24 protein-coding genes are annotated in these 23,618 nt (G+C 45.3%); 21 read left to right on the top strand and 3 right to left on the bottom strand.

Annotated features, from left to right (window positions below; genetic code table 11):
* Positions 1-351 precede the first annotated feature (351 nt).
* The 3 genes from mnmL to oxyR all read left to right on the top strand — a co-directional run bounded on the left by mnmL (position 352) and on the right by oxyR (position 2,962).
* A complete protein-coding gene (gene mnmL, locus H9J30_RS02090; protein ID WP_240129471.1) occupies positions 352-1,281 on the top strand; it encodes a tRNA modification radical SAM protein MnmL/YtqA in 930 nt (309 codons plus the stop codon).
* 184 nt (positions 1,282-1,465) lie between these two features.
* Complete coding sequence (locus H9J30_RS02085) at positions 1,466-1,831, top strand: Hpt domain-containing protein (protein ID WP_240129470.1); 366 nt, start codon at positions 1,466-1,468, stop codon at positions 1,829-1,831.
* Positions 1,832-2,047: 216 nt separating this feature from the next.
* Positions 2,048-2,962 carry a hydrogen peroxide-inducible genes transcriptional activator OxyR gene (gene oxyR / locus H9J30_RS02080; protein WP_240129469.1) on the top strand — a complete coding sequence of 305 codons (915 nt, stop codon included), beginning with the start codon at positions 2,048-2,050 and terminating at the stop codon, positions 2,960-2,962.
* Between the two features lie 25 nt (positions 2,963-2,987).
* On the opposite strand, the gene H9J30_RS02075 is transcribed toward oxyR, so the two are convergent.
* Together H9J30_RS02075 and mutH are read right to left on the bottom strand one after the other, a co-directional pair.
* A complete protein-coding gene (locus H9J30_RS02075; RefSeq protein ID WP_240129468.1) occupies positions 2,988-4,055 on the bottom strand; it encodes an adenylate/guanylate cyclase domain-containing protein in 1,068 nt (355 codons plus the stop codon).
* 123 nt (positions 4,056-4,178) lie between these two features.
* Entirely contained in the window at positions 4,179-4,850 is a 672-nt protein-coding gene (gene mutH / locus H9J30_RS02070) for a DNA mismatch repair endonuclease MutH (protein WP_240129467.1), read from the bottom strand.
* Between the two features lie 691 nt (positions 4,851-5,541).
* On the opposite strand from mutH, the gene rppH reads away from it, so the two are divergent.
* The 10 genes from rppH to H9J30_RS02020 all read left to right on the top strand — a co-directional run bounded on the left by rppH (position 5,542) and on the right by H9J30_RS02020 (position 14,262).
* On the top strand, positions 5,542-6,066 hold the full coding sequence (gene rppH / locus H9J30_RS02065; protein ID WP_011071540.1) for an RNA pyrophosphohydrolase: 525 nt from the start codon (positions 5,542-5,544) through the stop codon (positions 6,064-6,066).
* Positions 6,067-6,089: 23 nt separating this feature from the next.
* Positions 6,090-8,324 carry a phosphoenolpyruvate--protein phosphotransferase gene (gene ptsP / locus H9J30_RS02060; RefSeq protein ID WP_240129466.1) on the top strand — a complete coding sequence of 745 codons (2,235 nt, stop codon included), beginning with the start codon at positions 6,090-6,092 and terminating at the stop codon, positions 8,322-8,324.
* A 59-nt stretch (positions 8,325-8,383) separates the two neighbouring features.
* Positions 8,384-9,184, top strand: coding sequence for a sulfite exporter TauE/SafE family protein (locus H9J30_RS02055; protein WP_240129465.1), 801 nt, complete (start codon positions 8,384-8,386; stop codon positions 9,182-9,184).
* Between the two features lie 45 nt (positions 9,185-9,229).
* A complete protein-coding gene (gene lgt / locus H9J30_RS02050) occupies positions 9,230-10,036 on the top strand; it encodes a prolipoprotein diacylglyceryl transferase (protein WP_240129464.1) in 807 nt (268 codons plus the stop codon).
* The gene (gene thyA, locus H9J30_RS02045) at positions 10,036-10,830 is read left to right on the top strand and encodes a thymidylate synthase (protein ID WP_240129463.1); all 795 of its coding nucleotides are present in this window, start codon (positions 10,036-10,038) and stop codon (positions 10,828-10,830) included. The genes lgt and thyA overlap by 1 nt, the downstream gene beginning before the upstream one ends.
* Positions 10,831-10,947: 117 nt before the next feature.
* Complete coding sequence (gene nhaA, locus H9J30_RS02040) at positions 10,948-12,117, top strand: Na+/H+ antiporter NhaA (protein ID WP_240129462.1); 1,170 nt, start codon at positions 10,948-10,950, stop codon at positions 12,115-12,117.
* A 2-nt stretch (positions 12,118-12,119) separates the two neighbouring features.
* Entirely contained in the window at positions 12,120-12,506 is a 387-nt protein-coding gene (locus tag H9J30_RS02035; RefSeq protein WP_047537742.1) for a hypothetical protein, read from the top strand.
* A gap of 94 nt (positions 12,507-12,600) precedes the next feature.
* Entirely contained in the window at positions 12,601-13,509 is a 909-nt protein-coding gene (gene nhaR / locus H9J30_RS02030; protein ID WP_240129461.1) for a transcriptional activator NhaR, read from the top strand.
* Between the two features lie 83 nt (positions 13,510-13,592).
* Complete coding sequence (locus tag H9J30_RS02025) at positions 13,593-13,841, top strand: FAD assembly factor SdhE (protein WP_139122633.1); 249 nt, start codon at positions 13,593-13,595, stop codon at positions 13,839-13,841.
* On the top strand, positions 13,822-14,262 hold the full coding sequence (locus H9J30_RS02020) for a protein YgfX (protein WP_081990921.1): 441 nt from the start codon (positions 13,822-13,824) through the stop codon (positions 14,260-14,262). Before H9J30_RS02025 ends, H9J30_RS02020 begins: the two co-directional genes overlap by 20 nt.
* Before the next feature lie 115 nt (positions 14,263-14,377).
* On the opposite strand, the gene nadB is transcribed toward H9J30_RS02020, so the two are convergent.
* Entirely contained in the window at positions 14,378-15,991 is a 1,614-nt protein-coding gene (gene nadB, locus H9J30_RS02015) for an L-aspartate oxidase (protein ID WP_240129460.1), read from the bottom strand.
* 189 nt (positions 15,992-16,180) lie between these two features.
* Between nadB and rpoE the strand changes: the two genes are divergently transcribed.
* The 8 genes from rpoE to era all read left to right on the top strand — a co-directional run bounded on the left by rpoE (position 16,181) and on the right by era (position 23,613).
* Positions 16,181-16,759, top strand: coding sequence for an RNA polymerase sigma factor RpoE (gene rpoE, locus H9J30_RS02010; RefSeq protein ID WP_011071551.1), 579 nt, complete (start codon positions 16,181-16,183; stop codon positions 16,757-16,759).
* A gap of 42 nt (positions 16,760-16,801) precedes the next feature.
* Complete coding sequence (locus H9J30_RS02005; RefSeq protein WP_240129459.1) at positions 16,802-17,431, top strand: sigma-E factor negative regulatory protein; 630 nt, start codon at positions 16,802-16,804, stop codon at positions 17,429-17,431.
* A 12-nt stretch (positions 17,432-17,443) separates the two neighbouring features.
* A complete protein-coding gene (locus H9J30_RS02000) occupies positions 17,444-18,376 on the top strand; it encodes a MucB/RseB C-terminal domain-containing protein (protein WP_240129458.1) in 933 nt (310 codons plus the stop codon).
* Positions 18,377-18,387: 11 nt separating this feature from the next.
* Positions 18,388-18,861 (top strand): SoxR reducing system RseC family protein, encoded by a 474-nt coding sequence (locus tag H9J30_RS01995; protein ID WP_240129457.1) that lies wholly within the window; start codon positions 18,388-18,390, stop codon positions 18,859-18,861.
* A gap of 167 nt (positions 18,862-19,028) precedes the next feature.
* Positions 19,029-20,819 (top strand): translation elongation factor 4, encoded by a 1,791-nt coding sequence (lepA, locus tag H9J30_RS01990; protein WP_240129456.1) that lies wholly within the window; start codon positions 19,029-19,031, stop codon positions 20,817-20,819.
* Positions 20,820-20,997: 178 nt separating this feature from the next.
* Positions 20,998-21,915, top strand: a complete 918-nt coding sequence (gene lepB / locus H9J30_RS01985) for a signal peptidase I (RefSeq protein ID WP_240129455.1) — start codon at positions 20,998-21,000, stop codon at positions 21,913-21,915.
* Between the two features lies 1 nt (position 21,916).
* Positions 21,917-22,597, top strand: a complete 681-nt coding sequence (rnc, locus tag H9J30_RS01980; protein WP_047537721.1) for a ribonuclease III — start codon at positions 21,917-21,919, stop codon at positions 22,595-22,597.
* Positions 22,594-23,613, top strand: coding sequence for a GTPase Era (gene era, locus H9J30_RS01975; protein WP_011623597.1), 1,020 nt, complete (start codon positions 22,594-22,596; stop codon positions 23,611-23,613). Before rnc ends, era begins: the two co-directional genes overlap by 4 nt.
* Positions 23,614-23,618: the final 5 nt, after the last annotated feature.

Genomic DNA, 23,618 nt, shown 5'->3' with positions numbered 1-23,618 from the left:
TAAAAAACTCATCGATCACTAAAGTGTAACATTTATGTGGATTGTTTTTGATTTAGAAATAGTGATTTTTATTGCAAATACAGTTTGTGTATAAAAATATAAAATAAGTGAATTGTTATTCTTGTTGTTTGTGAGTGAAATCACGGAATGTAAAGACTCTGTGAGGGAGGGCTAGGTTTATGAGCTGGGATGTGGTGAATATTATCGGAGTTTGATTTACCACCAAGAAAAGAGTGTCATCTTTGTTTATAATGAGTTTTTTCATCTATGTACATACCATTATTCCTTCTTTTTTGTGATTTTATCTTGGTTATTTTTAATGAAGCGACATGAAATTTGGCGGGCGAGCTAATGGGGCTCGATGCATACGTAAATACATTTGGTGCTGTTTGTAAGGCTAAATATGGCGAGCGATTACGCAAGCTGACTATCGATGCCAAATTCACTTGTCCTAACCGTGATGGCACCTTAGGACGGGGAGGATGTACTTTTTGCAATGTAGCTTCCTTTAGTTATCAGCAAAAGGAAACATTAAGTATCAGTGAGCAGCTGCAACAGGGGAAAGCCCGTTATAAAGAGGCGAAACCAAAACTCAATGCAGATAAATTTATTGCTTATTTTCAGGCCTATACGAGCACCTATGATGAATATCAAGTGCTGATGGCTAAATACGATGAAGCGGTTAAAGACAGTGAAATTGTGGGCTTGTGTGTCGGTACTCGTCCCGACTGTGTGCCAGATAATGTGTTAGATTTATTAGCGAGTTATCAGCAAAAGGGCGTCGATGTCTGGTTGGAGCTTGGGTTGCAAACCGCCAACGATAAGACACTTCATCATATTAACCGCGGGCATAATTTTGCCTGTTATTGCGATACTGTTTCTAGGGCGAGAAGCCGCGGTTTAAAGGTTTGTACCCATTTGATTCTAGGCTTGCCAGGGGAAACACCGCTCGATTATATGGCGACCTTGCAAGCGGTGCTCGCGCAGGGCGTGGATGGTTTGAAGCTGCATCCTTTGCATGTAGTTGAAGGTAGTACTATGGCTAAAGCTTGGCGCGCTGGACGTTTGCCTTTGCTCACTATGGAAGCTTATGCCACCAGTGCTGGCGAGCTTATTCGCCATACCCCTCAGGAAATCATTTTTCACCGAGTCACCGCTTATGCCAAAAAGCCTATTCTGCTTGCGCCTGATTGGTGCGGTTATCGTTGGAATGGTTTAGTGGCAATTGTGGAGGATCTTGCGCTTAATGGTGGACAAGGGACGGCATTAGCGCGACCATAATAGCCTTATTTGCTAAATCGGTTGATTTGGTAACGTTATATCGCTGAGAGTAATTGAAATAGTTGATTTTTCATAAAACAAGCTTCCGATGACCACAAATACTACTATAAGTTGCGCTGACAATTTTAGCGGGTATCATGTCATAAACTTGTTTTAAGCATTGGACTACTTAAGGGAGGCCTAGATGGCCACAGTTGAATTAGAGACAATCCTAGATCTCAATACATTAGAACAGTACTGCAGCGCAATTGGTGCCAGTACTCTACTAAAGAGCGTGGTATTATTTGAGCAATTAATGCCTGAATATGTTGGGAATCTAGTAAAGGCTAACGAAGCTGCTGATAAGGACACTTTATGCTCTGAAGCCCATAAATTTAAAGGTGCGGCGGGTTCTGTGGGTTTAAAACGTATCCAGCAAATTGCCCAATTATTGCAGCATGGTGAAGAGGCTGATTGGGAGTCAAAACACGCGACGTGGGTGGCGCAAATTGTTGAATTTGCAAGTGCGGATCTGCAGCAGTTAAAGCAATTCTTACAGGCTAAAGCCTAATTTGTTTCGCTGAGGTGCAGCTTAGGTTGCACCTCGATAATCATCTTTACACGCATTACTCCATCTTTTTGTTTTTCCCATCAGCTTTCAGTATTTTCCTTTGGTTGAAAATCGATTTTGCTCACACAATTGAGCAATTAAGCCGCGTTTTAGTTGATAACTTATGGTAGAGTTGATTAAATTTTTTAATCCATAACCTTAGTGGCAATCGATAAAATGAAAAATTTACCTAGCCTTAAGAATCTTTACTATTTGGTGAACCTTCACCAAGAGCAGAATTTTAACCGCGCCGCTAAGGTGTGTTTTGTCAGTCAATCCACATTGTCGAGCGGGATCCAGAATCTTGAAGAGCAGCTTGGTCATCAGTTGATTGAACGTGACCATAAGTCTTTTATGTTCACTGCTATCGGTGAAGAAGTCGTACAGCGTTCCCGTAAAATCCTTACGGATGTCGACGATTTAGTTGAATTGGTCAAAAACCAAGGCGAACCGATGACAGGCGATATCCGCTTGGGTTGTATTCCTACCATTGCGCCGTTTCTACTCAGCCGAGTCGTTAAGCAATGTCAGCAGGCGTACCCTGAGATGAGTTTGTTACTCAAAGAGGACACGACGGAACGTTTACTCGATGCCTTAGGTAAAGGGGAGTTGGATTTACTTATTCTAGCTTTACCGGTTGATACCAGTGGTTACCACAGCATGAAGGTCGGAATCGATCCCTTTAAGATGGTGATCCATAAAGATTTAGTGGGTGGCATTCACCAGCCTATCGATTATCAGACATTACCCGATGAAAGTATCTTTCTGTTGCAGAGTGAGCATTGTATTACCGGCCATGCGATTACCGCGTGTCAGCTCGGTGATAGTGCGAAGGTGAATCCGTTTGCAGCGACGAGTCTGCATACCTTAGTGCAAATGGTCAACAGTAAACTGGGGACGACGTTTTTACCACAAATGGCGATTGATGCTGGGATCTTAAATGATACTGATCTGGTGGTGATGACTCCCCCTGGAGAAGCACCATATCGCGATATCGGTTTAGTTTGGCGACAAACGACCAGCCGGATTTTGACTTTCCGTACGCTAGGTTTATTGATCCAAAAATTATTAATGAATGAAGCGGGTCAATAACGGGGTATTTTACCTGTAGTGAGTCTTATAAAGGGGAAACACCGAACACTTCGATCGAGTGTTGTTTCCCTTTTAATTTAATCGGGCCCAAATTTGTGAGTCGATATGCACTGTCTGGGTTTTCGAGTCGTCCCGCTAAGGCGCCTGAGATCAGCATACGTTGCCCCATCGGGTTACATTGATCTTGGAGTCTAGCTAAGGTATTTAACACATCACTAAAGAAGCTAATTTCTTGTTTTTGTACACCAACAACCGCAGCAACCACTTGCCCACAGTGGGCTGCCGCTTTAAATTTAGGCACAAAACCATAGTGTTCTTCGAAGTAACGTCTTTGCCAATTTAATTGCTGGCTAAATTCAAAATAGATATTCATGCAGCGGTCGTGTACGACACCTTCCTCTAAGGGCCAGTGGATTAACACTGCATCGCCCATGTAACGATAAATCTCGGCTTCGTTATTGCTCACCGTATCTGACAGTAAGCTAAAACTGTCTTGGATCAAGCGACTAAAACGATAATCGCCGAGGGATTCGGCGTGGGTAGTGGAAGCAACCATGTCTAAATATAGGAATAAGCGTTGCTCGTATCTCGGTTTATGGTATTTGCCTAAACCTATATTGAGCAAAATACGTGGTCCAACCAACAGCCCCATCTGTTCGACAAAGGCCAAGCTCACTCGCACCACCACTAAATAAACAATCAACGCTTGGAATGAGGGACTATAGAGGATATGCGCCGTAAGCATTTGTCTTAGGGTCGACATGTGATTTTCAATAGCCCACATATTTAGAAATTGAGTCATGTAGGCTAAGGTTGTTGCGCCTAACAACAGGAACAAACCTTTAAAAATTACTGAGAATATATAAGGAAGACGATTGATAGCGCTAAAGTCAGCAATCAGATTAGACATCCAATGTAAGCTGCCAAAAATAATGCCCATGTAGACGGCCAGTGTCGCGAGGTCAGCAGAGCCTACTGCCCATTGCGGCAGTTCTGGCGATTGGGCATATCGAAAAAACACGAATGCAGCCATGGCTATCGCCCAAGCTAATATCGCAAAAAGGAGTTTTTTCGCTTGTCTACGTGCTCTCACAACGGGTTTTGTATCCGAATACGGCTATATATTTCAGGATGCCGTAGTTTATAGAAAATCATCAGTAGAGTGCCAGTGATATTTGTGATCTGGATCAATACAACGGTATATAGCTACGAAAATTTAACCAAATACCTTATTTAATATCATTGCTGTAAAAGAGGTTTTTAGATAAAAGCCCCGAGGATTAGTCATTTTTAAGCTGCCATCCTCTGCAATGCTGTGAGTCATCGCTTTGCTATTTGCAGCTTTAGGTCGTAATTGGAGAACTTCTCCATGCCTTGCGGTGAGTTTTTCTACTTTACCGAGGGCAATCAGTTCCATGATTTCTTCCCAATCCTGTTGCAGTAATGCTTGCTCCTGCGGGTCAGGTTCCCACAGGATGGGCGTACCAATGCGGCGCGCTCCCACAGGAATATGCCGCTCACCCTCTACAGGTACCCACAATACTCGCTGCAACTTGTGACACACTAAACTATTTTGCCAGGTTAACCCTTCGATATTGGTCAGTGGCGCGACACATACATAAGTGGTTTCAAGTGGCTTGCCATGGTTGTCAATGGGAATCGTTTTTAGCTCAACGCCAAGATGAAGAAAGTCCTGCTCAGGTTTGGAACCTGCAGTGGCACCTAATTCCATTTCAATGAGTTGTCCAATCCAACCTTTATTGCGTTTTAGGTTGTTGGGGACATTAATACCGCGATGAGTGGCAATTTGCGCCAAAGAAATGCCTGCCATCATATTAGCGCGTTCGAGTAATTCGCTCAGATTTTGAGGGGGAATAATAGGTTTCATAAGGGAATTTTACTGGAAAATAGGCGCTTAGCAACTAAGGTTAAAAAATGAACACTTGAAAATGAATAAGTTAACCTGTTCACTAATGTTATTAAGCTTTTGATCTTTAATAGTTTATCTAGATACTGAACTGGTGTTGATAAAAGTGTTCAAAGTTACTCTCGGCTTTCCCTTGCGTTTCTCACACATTTATCCACAGATATTATGGATAACTCACAACAACAGTGTCCTTAACTGAATAAAAAGCTTGAGTCAATGGTAAAAAGTCGCATTTTTTCTCGGTGTTGTGAGTAATTTTGGGTGTGTTTTGTGTATAACATTTCAGTTTTGCTGGGGTGAAATTGCAGATTTTGTATTAGGTTAAAAAGTGAGCTTTTATTTGTTGGATGGAAAATGCGATAAATAATATTTGTCTATTATTATGATTATTATATATTTTTATAGTGGCTCTTGAGATTTTGTCGCTTAACCTGTTTGATGTTTTTTGAACGATATACCGAGTTTGCCCTAGTTTCAAACAGAGATATCCACAGAAAATGTGGATATCCCCCTGCTTAATGGCGAACAATTGTTGATAAAGTAGTAAGTTGAAAGTATTTATCCAAAGATTAGCTGAAAATAGAGGTTTGCCGCGAGACGGGCTTTGTGAAACAATCGGTTTATTAAAATTTTATCCTTATTTGGAGTCCATGTGATTGATAGCGACGGCTTTCGCGCAAATGTGGGCATAATAATTTGTAACAGATACGGCCAAGTCATGTGGGCTAGGCGTTTCGGACAACATTCATGGCAGTTTCCTCAGGGGGGGGTCGATGATGGTGAATCTGCCGAAGAGGCGATGTACCGTGAATTGTATGAGGAAGTTGGTTTAAGACCCGAGCATGTCACTGTATTAACCTCGACGCGTTCTTGGCTGAGGTATCGTTTACCTAAACGCTTAGTGAGACAGGACAGTAAGCCCGTGTGTATTGGCCAAAAGCAAAAGTGGTTTCTGTTACAACTAAAAAGCCAAGATAGTGCGATTAATTTAAGTTCTTCAGGCCATCCTGAGTTTGACGATTGGCGCTGGGTAAGTTATTGGTATCCAGTGAGGCAGGTTGTCTCATTTAAGCGTGATGTTTATCGTAAGGTCATGAAAGAATTTGCGGTAACGGCATTGTCATTCCAAACCCAAGAAATTCCGAAGAAGCGGGTAAGGCAAAAGACTACGGGCTGATTTTCAAAAGAGGATTGAAAACAGTGTTAAATACGCTTAGGGATATTACTCAGGCTGTGGCTTCTGCCCACAGCTTAGAAACCGCATTAGAAGTCCTTGTTTCATCGACCAAAGCTGCGATGGAAACCCAATGTTGCTCAGTTTATATCCTAGAGCAGCAAGAACTCGTTTTATCGGCAACCGATGGCCTCGAAAAGAGCGCTGTGGGTCGGGTACGTATGCCGTTAACGCAGGGATTGGTGGGCTTAGCCGCCGAGCGCGAAGAGGCGGTGAATTTAGCCGATGCACGTTTGCACCCACGCTTTAAGCTTTTTCCTGAGGTTGCCGAAGAAGAATATCGTGCCTTTTTAGCCGTTCCGATCATTTATCAAAAAGCCGTTGTGGGTGTGATTGTGGTGCAGCAGGCCAGTGCACGGCAATTTAGTGAAGGGGAAGAAGCCTTTCTAATGACCCTCGCTGCACAGTTAGCGATGGCGATTCGGGGATTAAAGCAAAAAGCACAGGTCAGTTCACTCCATCAACAGATTTTATTCCAAGGCACCTCTGCATCCAATGGTATCGCGATTGCACATGCTTTCGTCTTAGGGGGGGAAATTTCCCTTGAGCAACCCGATGTGCGTTGTGATGATATCGCCCTTGAATCTAACCGATTAGTCGCGGCGATGGGCCGCTGTAAAGAAGCCATTGGTGCCTTATCCCAACGTTTTGACCGTGAGCAGGATGAAGAAGTCGCCTCTATATTCAATGCATTACAACTGCTGCTCGACGATGCCAGCCTAGGGGGAGAATATGCCCGTGAGGTGCTACTCGGCTGGGAAGCCGAATCTGCGGTGAGCCGGGTTTCGCTGCGTTATATTCAACAGTTTTTAGCAATGGAAGACCCTTATCTTAAAGAGCGGGCGAGTGATATCCGTGATCTTGGGCAAAAGGTATTAAGGCAATTAATTGAGCCTGAGCGATTAGAGCTCGAACCCGATAAGCCAGTAATTTTAGTGACTAAAGAGGCCGATGCCACGATGTTGGCTGAGTTTCCACGGCAAAAATTGGCGGGGATTGTGACTGAACTCGGCGGGGTAAATTCCCATGCGGCGATTTTAGCTCGGGCACTTGGCGTACCGGCGATTACAGGCGTTGAACAGCTACTTTCCGCCGATATTGATCAAAAGTTGTTAGTCGTCAATGCTAGTCGCGGACAACTTATGGTGTCGCCTTCGCCCGCCATTGTCAGCGAATATCGCAGTCTTATCTCGGCGCAGAAGGCGTTGCAGCGCCAATATGCACAGGAGTTAACGTTACCCTCAGTGATGCTTGATGGTAAGCGAATACGGTTATATCTCAATGCGGGTCTGCTCAGTGGCGTTGCCTCGGAAATCGCTGAAGGCGCCGATGGTATCGGGCTCTATCGCACCGAAATTCCCTTTATGTTGCAGCAGCGTTTTCCGAGTGAATCCGAGCAGGTCAAGGTTTATCAGCAGGTACTCTCCGCGGCTTCAGGTCGCCCTGTGGTGATGCGAACTTTAGATGTTGGCGGCGATAAACCTTTGCCTTATTTTCCGATCAAAGAAGATAACCCTTTCCTCGGTTGGCGTGGAATACGATTATCGCTGGATCATCCTGAGCTGTTTCTTGTGCAGTTAAGAGCCATGTTGCAGGCTGGTGCCGAGGGCAAGCAGTTAAGTATTTTATTGCCGATGGTCAGCAATTTAGATGAAATTGATCAAGCGTTAGCCTATTTAGAGCAGGCCCATGTTGAACTCAAAAATGATGTGAATAACAACATCAAAATGCCGCGCATTGGCATTATGCTCGAAGTGCCCGCCATGCTATATCAGTTAGACGAAGTGGCAAAGAGGGTGGATTTTGTGTCCGTTGGCAGTAACGATTTGACTCAATATTTACTCGCGGTTGATCGCAACAACCCAAGGGTCAGTTCATTATTTGATAGCTATCATCCGGGGATTTTGCGGGCTTTATATCAGGCAAGATTAGATTGTGAGTATCATCATCTTGATATCAGTATTTGTGGTGAATTAGCTGGTGAACCCATGGGAGCTATTTTGCTGGTCGCTATGGGATACCACCAATTAAGTATGAATCAGGGAAGTTTAGCCCGAATTAATTATTTGCTTCGCCGCGTTTCTGGTGAGGATTTAGCACAGCTATTGGCGCAGGCCTTGAGTTTGTCAAACGGTTTCCAAGTGCGTGAGCTGGTTAAAGAATATTTGACCCTGCAGGGTCTTGTAACAATTCTTAATTAACTAATGCCATGTTTTGCTTTAAGCTAAGGCCCTCAATTTATCACGCTCTAGGTACTCGTGTGGATAGTTTGTTGTTGGTGTTCTTTATTTGTTTGGCTTTAGGTGCATTTGTCGGCTTTATGGCAGGATTATTAGGTATTGGTGGCGGCTTGATTGTGGTGCCTGCACTGCTTTATATTTTGCCATCGGTCGGTATTAGCTCTACTCAGCTACCTCATATTGCGATTGCCACTTCGCTAGCCGCCATTATTCTCACTTCTATTTCGTCGGCACGCGCCCACCATAAGCGCGGCAATGTGCCTTGGGATTTATTCAAATCAATGTTACCGGGCCTGATTATAGGCGCGCTGGCTTCAGGTTTTATTGCTGAGCGTATTCCCGCGGATACTTTACAGAAAGGTTTTGCCATCTTTGTGATTTTAATGACAATTCAAATGGCTTATCCCGTTAAGGCCGAATCAAATCGTCAATTACCTAATTCAGTCGTGCTTTTTGTTGTATCGGTTTTGGTTGCGGTTTTGGCCGGTTTGACAGGGATAGGTGGCGGTATACTGATAGTGCCATTTTTGACTTTTTATGGTTTACAGATGCGTCAAGCCGTGGGTTTTTCTGCTGCGATGGGCTTCTTAATCTCTCTTTCTGGCAGTTTCGGCTATATTATTGCAGGAATGAATGCCCCAGAGTTGCCTTATGGTACCTTAGGCTATATCTATTTACCTGCATTGGTTGGTTTAGTGATCACTTCTGTCTTGATGGCGCCCGTGGGCGTAAAAGCGGCGAGCACTTGGCCAACACCTGTACTTAAAAAGATATTTGCACTTTTGCTCCTTTGTGTCGGCCTCAAATTAATTCTGAGCTGATTTTTAGTTTTTAGCCCTCAATCTGAGGCTGTTGATGGATAAGTTATGGCATTGAATTTTCCCAATATCGATCCTGTGATCGTGAAGTTTGGTCCCTTTGATATTTTTGGACAAACCTTTGAACCTGCCCTGCGATGGTACGGATTTACTTACTTAGTGGGTTTTGTCGCGGCGATGTGGTTACTCAATCGCCAAGCTGATCGCTCCAATGGTTTATGGTCTAGGGAGCAGGTTTCTGATTTACTGTTTTATGGCTTTTTAGGGGTGATATTGGGTGGCCGCATTGGCTATGTTCTCTTTTATCATTTTGATTACTTTCTTGCTAGCCCAATGTATTTGTTTAAGATTTCAGAAGGTGGTATGTCTTTCCACGGCGGTTTGATTGGGGTGATTACCGCCATGGTTTATATCGCTTGGAAGCAAAAGCGAACTTTCTTTGCCGTAGCGGATATGGTGGCGCCCGTTGTGCCTATTGGCTTGGGAGCGGGCCGTATCGGTAACTTTATTAATGGTGAGTTATGGGGCCGCGTTACCGATGTTCCTTGGGCAATGGTGTTTCCAAGCGGTGGTCCTGAGCCTCGCCATCCATCACAACTCTATCAATTTGCCCTTGAAGGTGTCGCCTTATTCTTGCTCCTTTATTGGTTCAGTAAACGTACGAAAAAGGTTGGCGCCGTGTCGGGCATGTTCTTACTCGGGTACGGTATTTTCCGCGTGATTGTCGAAACCGTAAGACAACCTGACGCGCAGTTAGGCCTCTATTGGGGCTTTATGACAATGGGACAGATCCTCTCGGTGCCGATGATCCTCTTCGGTTTATATTTAATTCTTCGTCCAGAGGGTAAGCAGTAATGCAACAGTATTTAGATTTGATGAACCACATTTTAGCCGAAGGTGTAGATAAGTCAGACCGAACAGGTACGGGTACTCGCTCGGTTTTTGGTTATCAAATGCGTTTCGATTTGAGTAAGGGCTTTCCTTTAGTTACCACGAAAAAGTGTCATATGCGTTCCATCATTCATGAGCTGTTGTGGTTTCTTAAAGGCGATACCAATATTGCTTATCTGCGTGACAATAAAGTCAGTATTTGGGATGAATGGGCCGATGAAAACGGCGATTTGGGCCCTGTGTATGGTGCGCAGTGGCGCAGCTGGCCGACCCAAAGTGGTGAGGCTATCGATCAAATTTCTCAGGTTATTGCGCAAATTAAATCGCAACCTGACTCGCGTCGTTTGATCGTATCGGCTTGGAACGTCGGTGAGTTGGATAAAATGGCGCTGGCACCTTGCCATGCGTTTTTCCAATTCTATGTTGCTGATGGCAAATTATCCTGTCAACTGTACCAGCGTAGTTGTGATGTGTTCTTAGGGTTGCCCTTTAATATCGCCAGCTACGCACTGCTGACCATGATGGTAGCGCAACAATGTAACTTAGCTTTAGGTGACTTTGTTTGGACGGGGGGCGATACCCACTTGTATTCCAACCACATGGAGCAAACAGCATTGCAGTTGAGCCGCGAGCCTAGACCCTTACCTACGATGACTATTCTGCGTAAACCTACCTCGATTTTTGACTATCAATTCGAAGATTTCGAATTAACCAACTACGATCCTCACCCACATATCAAAGCACCTGTCGCCGTGTAGTGGCGATTTTATCGACAAACACCTCGGAAAAGCCGAGGTGTTGTCTCGAAACTAACGATTATACTTGCTCATTTTCTTCGTCTACACTCAATCCATTGTGATTTTTGGGAGTGCAAGATGGAAAAAGCAATTAGAAATTTTTTGAGCCAAGAGTCGGCAGGTGGCATCCTCTTATTAATAGCCGTGGCCTTTGCCATGTTAATGGCGAATTCTCCTTTGGCAGGACTCTATCAAGGTTTTCTTGGTACTGAAGTTCAAGTGCGAGTTGGTGCGCTCGATCTGCATAAACCATTGTTGCTGTGGATTAACGATGGTTTGATGGCATTGTTTTTCTTACTGATTGGTTTAGAAGTTAAACGTGAGCTATTGGAAGGGGCATTATCGAGTGTGGCTCAGGCCTCATTGCCAACCTTCGCTGCCATTGGTGGCATGTTAGTGCCTGCAGGTATTTACCTGTTATTTAACTATGGCGATCCTATCACACAAGCAGGTTGGGCAATCCCAGCCGCGACAGATATTGCTTTTGCTTTGGGGATCATGGCGTTACTGGGTAGCCGCGTGCCAGTGGCGTTAAAGGTTTTCCTGTTGGCGTTAGCCATCATTGACGACTTAGGCGTTATTGTGATTATTGCGCTTTTCTATAGCACAGATCTATCAACCGTTAGCTTAATTATTGCCAGCATTGCGATTGTTGGCTTGGTTGCCTTAAACCGGAAGGGCGTGACCTCATTAGCCCCTTATGGGGTACTCGGACTCATCCTGTGGGTGGCTGTGCTTAAGTCTGGCGTGCATGCCACATTAGCGGGAGTCATTATTGCTTTCTGTATTCCTCTACGAGCAAAAGATGGCAGTTCGCCTTCTGAGCATTTAGAGCATAGTTTACATCCTTGGAGCACTTTCCTGATCCTGCCAGTGTTCGCCTTCGCCAATGCGGGGGTCGCTTTAGGAAACATGAGTTTAGATACGTTAATCTCTCCGGTGCCAGTGGGGATTGCATTAGGGCTCATGTTAGGTAAGCCGATTGGTGTGATGTTGTTTAGTTTTGTCGCCGTCAAACTTAAGTTGGCACAATTGCCCGATGGTATTGGTTGGAAACAAATTGCGCCTGTGGCTGCGATGTGTGGTATCGGTTTTACCATGTCAATGTTTATTGCCTCGTTGGCATTTGAGCAGGCAGACCCTATGTTTGGCGATTTAGCACGTCTAGGCACCTTAATGGGCTCAATTTGTGCTGCCTTAATTGGGTATTTCTGGTTATCAAAAGTGTTACCTAAAAAAGGAGTATAACTATGATAAATATGAAATTGGTAGGAATTGCAGCACTGTTTACATTATCTTCAAGCGCCATGGCGACGCAAATCGATGCCTGTAACAAGGATGTCGCATCACAAACCTGTCAAAGCTACCTTGAGGGAATCGTTGATGGGGCATTGATGTTTAAACCTGAAGCATTAGGCGCAAGGCTTGAAACCAATGGCTATGAGTCTCGGGCATTAAAGTACCGCGGTGGTAAACGTTTCCAAGAGGCAAACCGTACTTATTGTGCTAGTCGTATTCCTGACCGTGACAGTCTCGTTTCAGGGGTAACGGAAGCGGTTAGCACTGGCACTGCCGCAGATTTAGAGCAGCTTCAAGGAATTGTGGTTAACTTGTTGGATTGCCAGCGTTTAAAATAGAAGTATTGACTCATTATTGTTAAGCTGAGTCATTGCTACCCGATTTGCCACAGCATCAATGGCTGTGGCATCCCTAATAGGAAGCTCTTTGGCGATGCTGCATCTCAATTACAATCATCTCTACTACTTTTGGATGATCAAGAAGAAGGGCTCTGTGGCTAAGGCGGCAGAAGCCCTTTATTTGACTCCACAAACCATTACCGGTCAAATTCGTGCCTTAGAAGATAGGCTAAACGGCAGTTTATTTAAACGTGTTGGACGTAACCTTGAGGCCACAGAGCTTGGAGAGCTCGTCTTTCGCTATGCCGACAGGATGTTTTCCTTAAGCTATGAGATGCTTGATTTACTTAACTATCAAAAAGATGATGCCATTCTATTTGAGGTCGGAATTGCCGATGCGTTATCGAAAGCATTATCAAGCCGAGTGTTGCTCTCGGTTGTGCCTAATGATGGTTCAATGCACCTTGCCTGTTATGAAGCGACTCACGAAAGCTTAATGTCCCGTTTACGCGAGCATAAACTGGATATGATCCTCTCCGATTGTGCGGGTGAGTCGCTTAAATATCCCGAGATTTTATCGAAAAAACTGGGTGAATGTGGTGTGAGCTTTTTTTCTGCCGAAACCTACAGCGCCGATTTTCCCGCCTGTTTAGAGCAAGGACCGCTGTTGATCCCCGGTCGAAGAACATCGCTTGGGCAACAATTGTATCGTTGGTTTGATGAGCAAAATCTCAACGTGAGTATTTTAGGCGAGTTTGATGATGCGGCCATGATGAAGGCTTTTGGCTACCTTAAACGTGGGATCTTTGTAACGCCTTCGGTTTATCCGCAAGAAGTGGTTTCCCACGGCATGCATTTACTCGGTGAAACGCTCGATGTGAAAGAAGAATACCATGTGATGTTTGCCGAGCGGATGATCCAGCATCCAGCGGTTAAGCGCCTGTTAGAAACTGATTTTAGTGATTTATTTGCTGGATTAGATACCCAAGTACAGCAGTGTTAAACCTAGTTTCCACGCTACTTGCATCGACACTCAACTGACTGAACTGGTAGACTATGGCGAATTTTGTTTTGGGAGAAATTAACTTGGAGTTAATGAATATTGCTCGGGTCCGCTGGGCATGTCGCCGCGGAATGCTCGAATTGGACGTGTTGTTCCAGCCTTTCGTTGAAAACGTTTATCAGGACTTGTCAGATGAAGATAAAGCCTTGTTTATTCGTTTGCTCGAGTGTGAAGATCCTGAATTATTTGCATGGTTTATGGGCCATGAAGTATGTCCAGATCCAGAGCTTGCCCGTATGGTAGTACAAGTCCGTGGACGAGCGGCGCCATAGTTTTAGTGTAAAAGCCTCCTTCGACCAACGATTGTCGTTGGTCGTTTTTGTTTGTGTTTGCGGTAGTTCTTTACTTATTTGGCCACAGTCTGAACACCCATTATGGTTTGGGCTTCAGTTGGTATTTTCCCTATTGATGGTGAGCTTTTTGAGTTATCAGCTATGGCGGCTGAGGACATGGTCTTGCCGTTTTGAACTTAATGGCAAAGGGGATGGGCGGTTATCTACTGGCGAGGATTTTCGCGTATTATCGCGAACTTGGATAACGCCTTTTATCTGCCTTGTTTACTATGAGTCTGGCGATAAGTTGCATCTTTTACCCCTGTGGGCTGACATGTTTAGCGATGATGACTATCGTCATCTGTGCCGTCTATTATTCAAAGCGAAAAATAAACTATCGAGTCCAAACGCTAATCCCTAATCGCTAATTCCTAATCGGAGTGCTCGGGTTTGAAAACTTGCCCTCATCAAAGCAAAGCGGGCTAAATCTGGGATAAGATTTAGCCCGCGTCACCTGCTTAAGTTAAACGACAAGCTTATTTTTCTGGTTGCAAAATGGTCGGTAGCGGTGAATCTAACTTTTCAGGATGATCAATATTGTAGTGCAGGCCACGGCTTTCTTTTCGATCCATCGCGCAGCGGATAATCAGTTCCGCCACTTGCACTAAGTTACGCAGTTCAAGCAGATTATTACTGACTCTGAAGTTGCTGTAATACTCTTGGATTTCTTGCTGTAACATCAAGCAGCGGCGTAGCGCGCGCTCCAAACGCTTATCCGAGCGAACGATGCCCACATAGTCCCACATAAACAGGCGCAGTTCGTGCCAATTGTGGGCAATAACCACTTCTTCATCCGAGTTGGAGACTTTACTCTCGTCCCACGCCGGAATGTGCCCAGGTAATGGGATCTTGTGTAGTTGGCTCTCAATATCTTCAGAGGCTGCACGGGCAAACACGAGACACTCAAGTAGTGAGTTACTGGCAAGGCGATTGGCGCCATGTAAGCCAGTATAAGCAACTTCACCAATGGCATAGAGACCATTGAGATCGGTTTGACCATGCAGGTCAGTCATGACGCCACCGCAGGTATAGTGGGCAGCGGGAACCACTGGAATGGCGTCCTTAGTAATATCGATACCGAGTTCTAAGCAGCGACTGTAAATGGTCGGGAAATGCTTCATCACAAAGTCAGCATCTTTATGGCTGATATCCAGATACACACAATCTGCACCGAGACGTTTCATCTCATAGTCGATGGCGCGGGCAACGATGTCTCGAGGTGCTAACTCAGCTCGTTCATCAAAGTCTGGCATAAAGCGGCTGCCATCAGGGCGGCGTAAATAAGCACCTTCACCGCGCAATGCTTCGGTTAGCAGGAAATTGCGCGCGTCGGCATGGTAAAGACAGGTTGGATGAAATTGATTGAATTCCATATTGGCAACGCGGCACCCTGCACGCCAAGCCATCGCAATACCATCACCGCTAGCGACATCGGGATTGGATGTATACTGGTAAACCTTGGAGCTACCACCCGTGGCTAAGGCGACAAATTTAGCCTTGATCGTTTCCACTTGCTCAGCATTACGGTTCCACACATAGGCACCTAAAACGCGATTGCCGGGGCGGTTTAATTTGCGAGTGGTGATAAGGTCGATGGCGTTATAGCGCTCTAAAACTTGAATATTAGGGTGGGCGAGGGCACGTTCTTGTAGCGTAGTCTGTACTTCTTTGCCTGTCGCATCCGCAGCATGCAGAATGCGTCTATGGCTATGGCCGCCTTCGCGCGTAAGATGATAAGGCGCGTCTTTGGGATTATTGCCTGCGGCTTCTTCTTTATCGAAGGCGACCCCACATTCGATAAGCCACTGCATTGCACTCTTGGCATTTTCGGCGGTAAAAGTCACTACGTCTTTATCGCACAAACCTGCACCAGCGACTAATGTATCGGCCACGTGGGATTCAATCGTGTCACTTTCGTCGAAGACAGAGGCGATACCGCCTTGGGCGTAGTATGTTGACCCTTCACAGAGTGGGCCTTTTGAGAGCAGAATTACGTTTGCTTTTTCAGCAAGATGCAAAGCTAGTGTCAGACCTGCGGCACCGCTACCTATGACTAATATGTCAGATTGGTGTTCAACTACTTGTTTCATCGGGTATCATGCTATGACTGAGAGTACCATCTATGGTAAACCAACTGACGAATTATGGGTACTTTCCTTTTAACCTTACTTTTTTTGTATAATTTTTAGAACTTTTTCAAAGCACGCGAGTCTACATAAGTGAATATGATTCGAGCGACTGAGAAATCAGCATTTTAGATTTGGGAGAAGTCGGCTCGGATGAGTGGACAAATAAGTGATCAACAATTAGTTGAGCGCGTACAACGGGGTGATAAAAACGCTTTTAACCTGTTAGTGCTTAAATATCAGAGTAAAGTGATTAGCTTGATTTCACGCTATGTGCGTAACCAAGCAGATGTTACTGATGTTGCACAGGAAGCGTTTATCAAAGCTTATCGAGCTTTGCCAAACTTTCGCGGAGAAAGTGCGTTTTATACCTGGTTGTACCGCATAGCCGTTAATACGGCAAAGAATTACCTCGTGTCTCAGGGGCGTAGAGCTCCTGCAAATGATGTGGATGCTGAGGATGCCGAATATTACGAAGGCAGTGATGCGCTAAAGGAGTTTGCCTCCCCAGAGCGACTAATGTTATCGGACGAAATCAAAAAAGTGGTTTTCGAAACATTAGAAACATTGCCTGAAGAATTACGTATGGCGATTTCATTGCGTGAACTTGATGGGATGAGTTACGAAGATATTGCCATCATCATGGATTGCCCTGTAGGAACGGTAAGATCTCGTATCTTTCGTGCCCGTGAAGCAATCGATAAAAAGCTCCAGCCTTTGCTGGAAGAGTAAATTCCTATTTTAAGAAAACCCTTAAATTTAGACAGGTGAACAATGGATAAATTAGGTCAAGAATGGGTATCAGCCGCTGTCGATGGAGAGACAGATGTGCAGACGATGGCAGAGCTTGCTGCCGATACGCATTCACATAATAAATGGCGCAACTATCATTTGATAGGTGATGCCATGCGGGGGGAATTACCCCAGACTATGGCATTCGACCTTAGTGCTAGTATTGCTGCAGCAATTGATCTTGAGCCTGCCATTGTCTCGCCTCAAGTCTCAGCACCTGAAGTCAATACTCCTGTCGCTCCGGGGCAAATTGCTGTTAATGGGCGGGGTAGCCGAGTCGTGCCGCTATTTAAGCAGTTTGGTCAGTATGCGATTGCTGCAACCGTGGCAATGTTTGCCATTGTCGGTGTGCAAAACTTCAATCAAACTGCCGATGATGCAACGTCGCCATCGCCTGTGCTAATCACTCGTCCTTTAGTCGGTAGTGCTTCCCCAGTAAGCTTACAGACGGGGCCTGTGCAACAAAATCAGAGCTACACCAATGATCAAATGAATGAGCAACGTCGTAGAATTAATACGTATATTCAGGATCATATGTTACAACAACGATTGAATACGGGGGCCGTTGTAGAAGACAATAGCGAGGTTATTCCCGTTCCTGTCAATCAGTAGTAAGGAGTTAGCTTGCGTCTAATCCTGTTGGCTTTATTGGCCTTGGTATTTCCTGCAGTGGCGCAGGAAGATATGCCTGCAAAAGTCTGGCTTGAGAAAATGAGCCAAGCTTTAAAAGAGAAAGAGTTCAAAGCATCGATTATACAACTTCAGGCCGATCACATTCGGCCTTTGGTTTATCTTCACGGTAAGGTGAATAATCAAGAAGTTGCGTTTCTTGAGTACCTCAATGGCCCACCAAAAAATGCGGTCAGAGTGGGTAATCGAGTCACCTTTATTGAACACGATCAACCCGCTTACAGTATCCTCTCAAACCATATTCAGGGTGTATGGCCAGCAGCTTTCTCATCCCAAATGAGTGATTTGGAAGTCGGCTATCAATTTGTGATGGGAGGCCGCACTCGTATTGCAGGGCGCCCTGGGCAAATGATTCGTTTATTGCCTAATGACGAATACCGATATGGTTTTCAAATTTGGCTGGATATGGACACTTATCTGCCACTCAGATATGACATGTTGACTCAAGATAAACAATTACTTGAACAGCTGATGGTGATTGAGCTTATAGAGTTAAAGGAGCCGCCATCGATTCTGCAGGAAGCCTATAAGCAAGAATGGCCAGCGGTTATTGATCAGGCTGAGCGCCAAGATGGACAAAATTGGCAGTTTTCTTGGTTACCAGCTGGATTTAGTGTGGTGGTGCGTGACCACCACCGTTTAATTGGCAGTCACGAGGCGGTTGAATATATTGCGTTAACAGACGGTTTAGCCAATATTTCCGTCTATGTCGCACGGGCTGGCTCTACGCCATTACCCGAAGAGTTAATTACTCGTAATGGCTTGTCTTTGGTGTCTGAAAAAGTGGGTAATGCTGAAGTGGTGGCTGTGGGTAAAGTGCCGACAGAAACCTTGGCCCGTATCGCGAAAAGTCTGATGTTAGAATAAGGCCTCTTATTATGATGGAAGAAGTGGCGCGGGTTGTCGCCTGCGATAATCAAGGTTGGCTCACCGTTGAGGTAGAGCTTAAAAGTACCTGTAAAAGCTGCAGCAGTAGCGAGTCTTGCGGTACGTCGGCGGTTGCCCAGGCCTTTTCGGCAAAGACACAACAATTCTCCATTCAGACTGAACGTACCTGCGAGGTTGGTGAACTGCTGAAATTGGGACTACCTGAGAGTGTGCTCCTCAAAGCGGCGGCGTTGGTTTATTTGATGCCCCTGCTTGGCTTATTTTGTGGCGCCTTATCAGGGCAGTTTTTTGCAGGTCTATTTCAAATCAATGCTGATCTCAGTGCGATAGGGTTCGCAACTTTAGGTGCTATCACTGCGTGGTTGATTGGAAAACGTAAGGCAAAACAGCTTGAAGTAGATTCGCAACCTGTCATTTTGGCTTATTTAGGTGCAGGGATCAGTTTAGATAAATTACCCGTTTAATTTCATCTTGTTATCTATCTCATCCAAACAGTAAACTCTCTCGGTGGGCTGCATTTTTCGACATAAAGAGAACTATGAGTGAATCTGATTGGTATTGAATCCGCAATCAGGTACAATTTCCCACCTTTGAACCGTATCCATTTTTCAGTATTAGTCATAGCAGCATAATGAAACACATTAGAAACTTCTCAATTATTGCCCATATCGACCATGGTAAATCGACGCTGTCAGATCGTCTTATTCAGGTTTGTGGCGGTTTAAGCGACCGTGAAATGGATGCCCAAGTTCTTGATTCTATGGATCTAGAGCGTGAACGCGGTATCACCATTAAGGCGCAGAGCGTTACGTTGGAATATAAAGCCAAAAATGGCGAAACGTACCAACTCAACTTTATTGACACCCCTGGTCACGTTGACTTTTCCTATGAAGTATCTCGTTCATTAGCCGCCTGTGAGGGGGCTCTGCTCGTGGTTGATGCTGGCCAAGGCGTTGAAGCTCAGACGTTGGCGAACTGTTACACCGCGCTGGATATGAATCTAGACGTCGTGCCCATTCTGAACAAAATCGACTTACCTCAGGCTGATCCTGAGCGCGTTGCCGCCGAGATCGAAGACATCGTTGGTATCGATGCGATGAACGCTGTGCGTTGTTCTGCAAAAACCGGTGTGGGTATTGATGATGTATTAGAAGTCATCGTCGAGCAAATTCCGCCGCCAGAAGGCAACCCAGATGCGCCGCTGCAAGCCCTTATTATTGACTCTTGGTTTGACAGTTACTTAGGCGTTGTTTCTTTAGTGCGTATTAAACACGGTGTGCTGAAGAAAGGCGATAAGTTCAAGGTGATGTCTACTGGACAAAACCACACTGCGGATCGTGTCGGTATTTTCACGCCAAAACAAACCGATAAAACCGAGCTGAAAACCGGTGAAGTTGGTTTTGTTATCGCAGGGATTAAAGAAATTCACGGTGCGCCAGTCGGTGATACTTTAACATTGGCTAAAAATGGTGCCGATAAGCCATTACCCGGCTTTAAAAAAGTGAAGCCACAGGTTTATGCCGGTGTGTTCCCGATTTCTACCGATGAATATGAAAACTTCCGTGATGCACTGAACAAACTCAGCCTGAACGATGCCTCATTGTTCTTTGAACCTGAAAGTTCATCTGCGTTAGGCTTTGGTTTCCGTATTGGCTATTTAGGCCTGCTCCACATGGAAATCATTCAAGAACGGTTAGAGCGCGAATATGATCTTGACCTGATCACGACCGCACCTACCGTAGTCTATGAAGTGCTAATGACGAGTGGCGAAACCATCTATGTTGATAACCCTGCAGATTTACCTGCAATTAACAACATCGAAGAAATGCGTGAGCCGATTGTTGAAGCCAACATTTTAGTACCCAAAGAATACTTAGGTAACGTGATTACCCTGTGTATTGAAAAACGCGGTACTCAAGTGAACATGGTTTACCATGGTAACCAAGTGGCCGTGACTTACCATCTGCCAATGGCGGAAGTGGTAATGGACTTTTTTGACCGCTTAAAATCAACGAGCCGTGGTTATGCGTCATTAGAGTACAACTTTATTCGCTTCGATCCTGCGGACATGGTGCGTTTAGATATTCTGATCAACGGCGACCGAGTGGATGCGCTGGCGATGATTATACACCGTTCGAATATTCGTCATCGTGGTTTAGCACTGGTTGAGAAGATGAAAGAGCTTATTCCGCGGCAGATGTTTGATATCGCGATTCAAGCTGCGGTCGGTAGTCAGATTATTGCCCGTTCTACCGTAAAAGCGTTACGTAAAGACGTAACGGCTAAGTGTTATGGTGGTGACGTTTCTCGTAAGAAGAAACTCTTAAATAAACAAAAAGAGGGTAAGAAACGGATGAAACAAGTCGGTAACGTTGAGGTGCCACAGGAGGCATTCTTAGCGGTACTTAAGCTAAACGAGTAACACTCGATAAATACAATTTAGCTACTATTGCGCCGCAGTTTGCGGCGCTTTATTTAGCTTATCGTATGTTTTGTGGTGTTTTTTAAGAAATACGGTAAGTTAACTAAAGTTCGCGTGTCGAAACACAATATTCGCTAAGTTTGGATCTTTACATTTCAAGGCAGGAGTTCAATAAGCAATGGCAGCCTATTTTTCCATTATTTTAGTGCTAGTCACCCTGATTTCAGGGCTGATCTGGTTAATCGATGTGCTGGTATTTGCGCCCAAACGCCGCGAAAGATTAGCCTTGGCAAAGGCTTCTCAGGCCAATTTAACTGAGGAAGCCGAATATAATATTATTCGCGAGTCTACCGTGGTTGAGACTGCGCACTCCATCTTTCCGGTGATTGCCTTTGTGCTCATCCTACGCTCGTTTATTTATGAACCATTCCAAATCCCGTCGGGTTCTATGATGCCAACCCTGTTAGTGGGCGATTTTATTTTGGTGGAAAAGTTTAGTTATGGTCTAAAAGATCCCGTTTGGCGCACTAAACTGATTGAAACGGGCGAGCCAAAACGGGGTGATGTGATTGTCTTTAAATACCCTGAGAATCCTCAGATTGACTATATCAAGCGTGTGGTGGGCTTACCGGGTGATAGGATTATCTACCGCAACAAGCAGTTAATGATCCAGAAAGCCTGTGGCGCAGATCAAACCCAGTGCCCAGAGCCAGAACTCGTGGCGCGCACTGAAGTGAGTCGTGGTGATTTCAGCCAAGATGGTGTGCCTTTACTTCGCTATAAAGAACAGCTCGGTGAAGTGGCTCACGATATTTTAATCAACCCAAGTCGTCCGGATATGCTGGGTTACTTCAAGCGTGATGGTGATTTACCCGCGGGTGAATTCCTTGTTCCTGAAGGTCATTACTTTGCAATGGGCGACAACCGTGATAACAGTACTGACAGCCGTTTCTGGGGTTTTGTGCCTGAAGAAAATCTTGTCGGTAAAGCGGTTGCTATCTGGATCAGTTTTGAGTTTGACCGTACTAAAGCCGACTTTCTCCCTACTTGGCTACCGAGCGGTGTCCGTTTTGAACGTGTAGGTGGAATTCACTAGTATGGAACCGATTAAAAATTTGCCGCGGTTGTGTCGTACGTTGGGCTATGAGTTCAAGAATCTTGACCTTCTCACCCAAGCGTTGACCCATAGAAGTGCGGCAAATAAGCACAATGAACGTTTAGAGTTTTTAGGCGATTCAATTTTATCGATTGTGATCTCAGACGCCTTATATCATCAGTTTCCTAAGGCGACTGAGGGCGATTTGAGCCGGATGCGCGCCACCTTAGTACGCGGTGATACGCTCACCTTGATTGCTCAAGCCTTTAAACTCGGGGATTATTTATTTTTAGGCCCTGGCGAGTTAAAGAGTGGTGGTTTTAGGCGCGAGTCGATTCTGGCCGATGCGGTCGAGGCGATTATCGGAGCAATTTACTTAGATTCCGACCTCGAAGTGTGCCGTAAGTTGTTGCTTAATTGGTACGCCGAGCGTTTGGCTGAGATCCAACCCGGCGTGAATCAAAAAGACGCTAAAACCTTACTGCAAGAATATTTACAAGGGTTAAAGAAGCCGCTACCCGATTACCAAGTAATCAATATAGAAGGCGATGCCCACGATCAAACATTCACCGTTGAATGTCGTATAGATGACTTGAGCCAAAGTGTGATAGGTGTCGCGAGTTCGCGCCGCAAAGCCGAGCAAATTGCCGCCGCTCAAGTATTGGAGTTACTAAAGAAATGACCAAAAAAACAGACTTGCCAGCAGTCGATGCCGCCAATGCGAGCAATGAGCCGAGCTTAGATGAATTACTGGCAAGGATGAATGCTGCGAGCGCTGCGGCGCCGTCAGTGCACTATGATGTAACCTACTGTGGCATGGTGGCCATTATTGGCCGCCCCAACGTGGGTAAATCGACATTGCTTAACCGTTTGCTCGGGCAAAAGATCAGTATTACCTCGAAAAAGCCGCAAACGACGCGTCATCGCATCATGGGCATTCATACCGATGGCCCACGTCAAATCGTGTTTATCGATACACCGGGCCTACACATCGAAGAGCAGCGTGCGATTAACCGGTTAATGAACCGTGCCGCGGCAAGCTCTTTAGCCGATGTGTCTATGGTGATTTTTGTAGTCGATGGTATGACGTGGACCGCCGATGATGAGATGGTGCTAAGCAAACTTCGCCGCGGCGGTGAAGAGCGTAAAACCGTTTTAGCCATCAATAAGGTCGACAATATCAAAGATAAAGAAGCGCTTTTCCCTTATTTGGAAGAGGTTGCCAAGAAGTATCCCTTCGATGAAATCCTGCCGATTTCAGCCAGTAAGGGGACTAATGTTAAGCGCATTTTAGAGATGGCGGCAGAGTCGCTGCCGGAGAATCCTTTCTTCTTTCCTGAAGACTATGTCACCGACCGTTCACAGCGTTTTATGGCCTCTGAAATTGTGCGTGAGAAACTGATGCGATTTTTAGGCGATGAATTGCCTTACGATGCCACGGTTGAAATCGAGCAATTTAAGATGATGGAAAATGGCGTTTACCAAATTAACGCCCTGATCCTCGTTGAGCGTGAAGGCCAAAAGCGGATGGTGATTGGTAGCAAAGGTGAGCGTATTCGTACCATTGCGACTCAAGCTCGCCTCGATATGGAAACCTTGTTTGATAACAAAGTGTTCCTCGAAGTGTGGGTGAAGGTCAAATCCGGTTGGGCCGATGATGAACGAGCCCTACGAAGCCTAGGTTATGGTGACGATTAATTGTC

The organism is Shewanella cutis, from assembly GCF_022410515.1.
Classification (GTDB): domain Bacteria; phylum Pseudomonadota; class Gammaproteobacteria; order Enterobacterales; family Shewanellaceae; genus Shewanella; species Shewanella cutis.
Note: the sequence above shows the minus strand (reverse complement) of the source record. Positions and strands in the feature narration are given on the sequence as shown.

Excerpts from the sequence above, each read along its gene's own strand:
- mnmL (WP_240129471.1), top strand. The coding sequence starts at position 352 with ATGGGGCTCGATGCATACGTAAATACATTTGGTGCTGTTTGTAAGGCT.
- H9J30_RS02085 (WP_240129470.1), top strand. The coding sequence starts at position 1,466 with ATGGCCACAGTTGAATTAGAGACAATCCTAGATCTCAATACATTAGAA.
- oxyR (WP_240129469.1), top strand. The coding sequence starts at position 2,048 with ATGAAAAATTTACCTAGCCTTAAGAATCTTTACTATTTGGTGAACCTT.
- mutH (WP_240129467.1), bottom strand. The coding sequence starts at position 4,850 with ATGAAACCTATTATTCCCCCTCAAAATCTGAGCGAATTACTCGAACGC.
- lgt (WP_240129464.1), top strand. The coding sequence starts at position 9,230 with ATGGCATTGAATTTTCCCAATATCGATCCTGTGATCGTGAAGTTTGGT.
- thyA (WP_240129463.1), top strand. The coding sequence starts at position 10,036 with ATGCAACAGTATTTAGATTTGATGAACCACATTTTAGCCGAAGGTGTA.
- nhaA (WP_240129462.1), top strand. The coding sequence starts at position 10,948 with ATGGAAAAAGCAATTAGAAATTTTTTGAGCCAAGAGTCGGCAGGTGGC.
- H9J30_RS02035 (WP_047537742.1), top strand. The coding sequence starts at position 12,120 with ATGATAAATATGAAATTGGTAGGAATTGCAGCACTGTTTACATTATCT.
- nhaR (WP_240129461.1), top strand. The coding sequence starts at position 12,601 with ATGCTGCATCTCAATTACAATCATCTCTACTACTTTTGGATGATCAAG.
- nadB (WP_240129460.1), bottom strand. The coding sequence starts at position 15,991 with ATGAAACAAGTAGTTGAACACCAATCTGACATATTAGTCATAGGTAGC.
- rpoE (WP_011071551.1), top strand. The coding sequence starts at position 16,181 with ATGAGTGGACAAATAAGTGATCAACAATTAGTTGAGCGCGTACAACGG.
- H9J30_RS02005 (WP_240129459.1), top strand. The coding sequence starts at position 16,802 with ATGGATAAATTAGGTCAAGAATGGGTATCAGCCGCTGTCGATGGAGAG.
- H9J30_RS01995 (WP_240129457.1), top strand. The coding sequence starts at position 18,388 with ATGATGGAAGAAGTGGCGCGGGTTGTCGCCTGCGATAATCAAGGTTGG.
- lepA (WP_240129456.1), top strand. The coding sequence starts at position 19,029 with ATGAAACACATTAGAAACTTCTCAATTATTGCCCATATCGACCATGGT.
- lepB (WP_240129455.1), top strand. The coding sequence starts at position 20,998 with ATGGCAGCCTATTTTTCCATTATTTTAGTGCTAGTCACCCTGATTTCA.
- rnc (WP_047537721.1), top strand. The coding sequence starts at position 21,917 with ATGGAACCGATTAAAAATTTGCCGCGGTTGTGTCGTACGTTGGGCTAT.
- era (WP_011623597.1), top strand. The coding sequence starts at position 22,594 with ATGACCAAAAAAACAGACTTGCCAGCAGTCGATGCCGCCAATGCGAGC.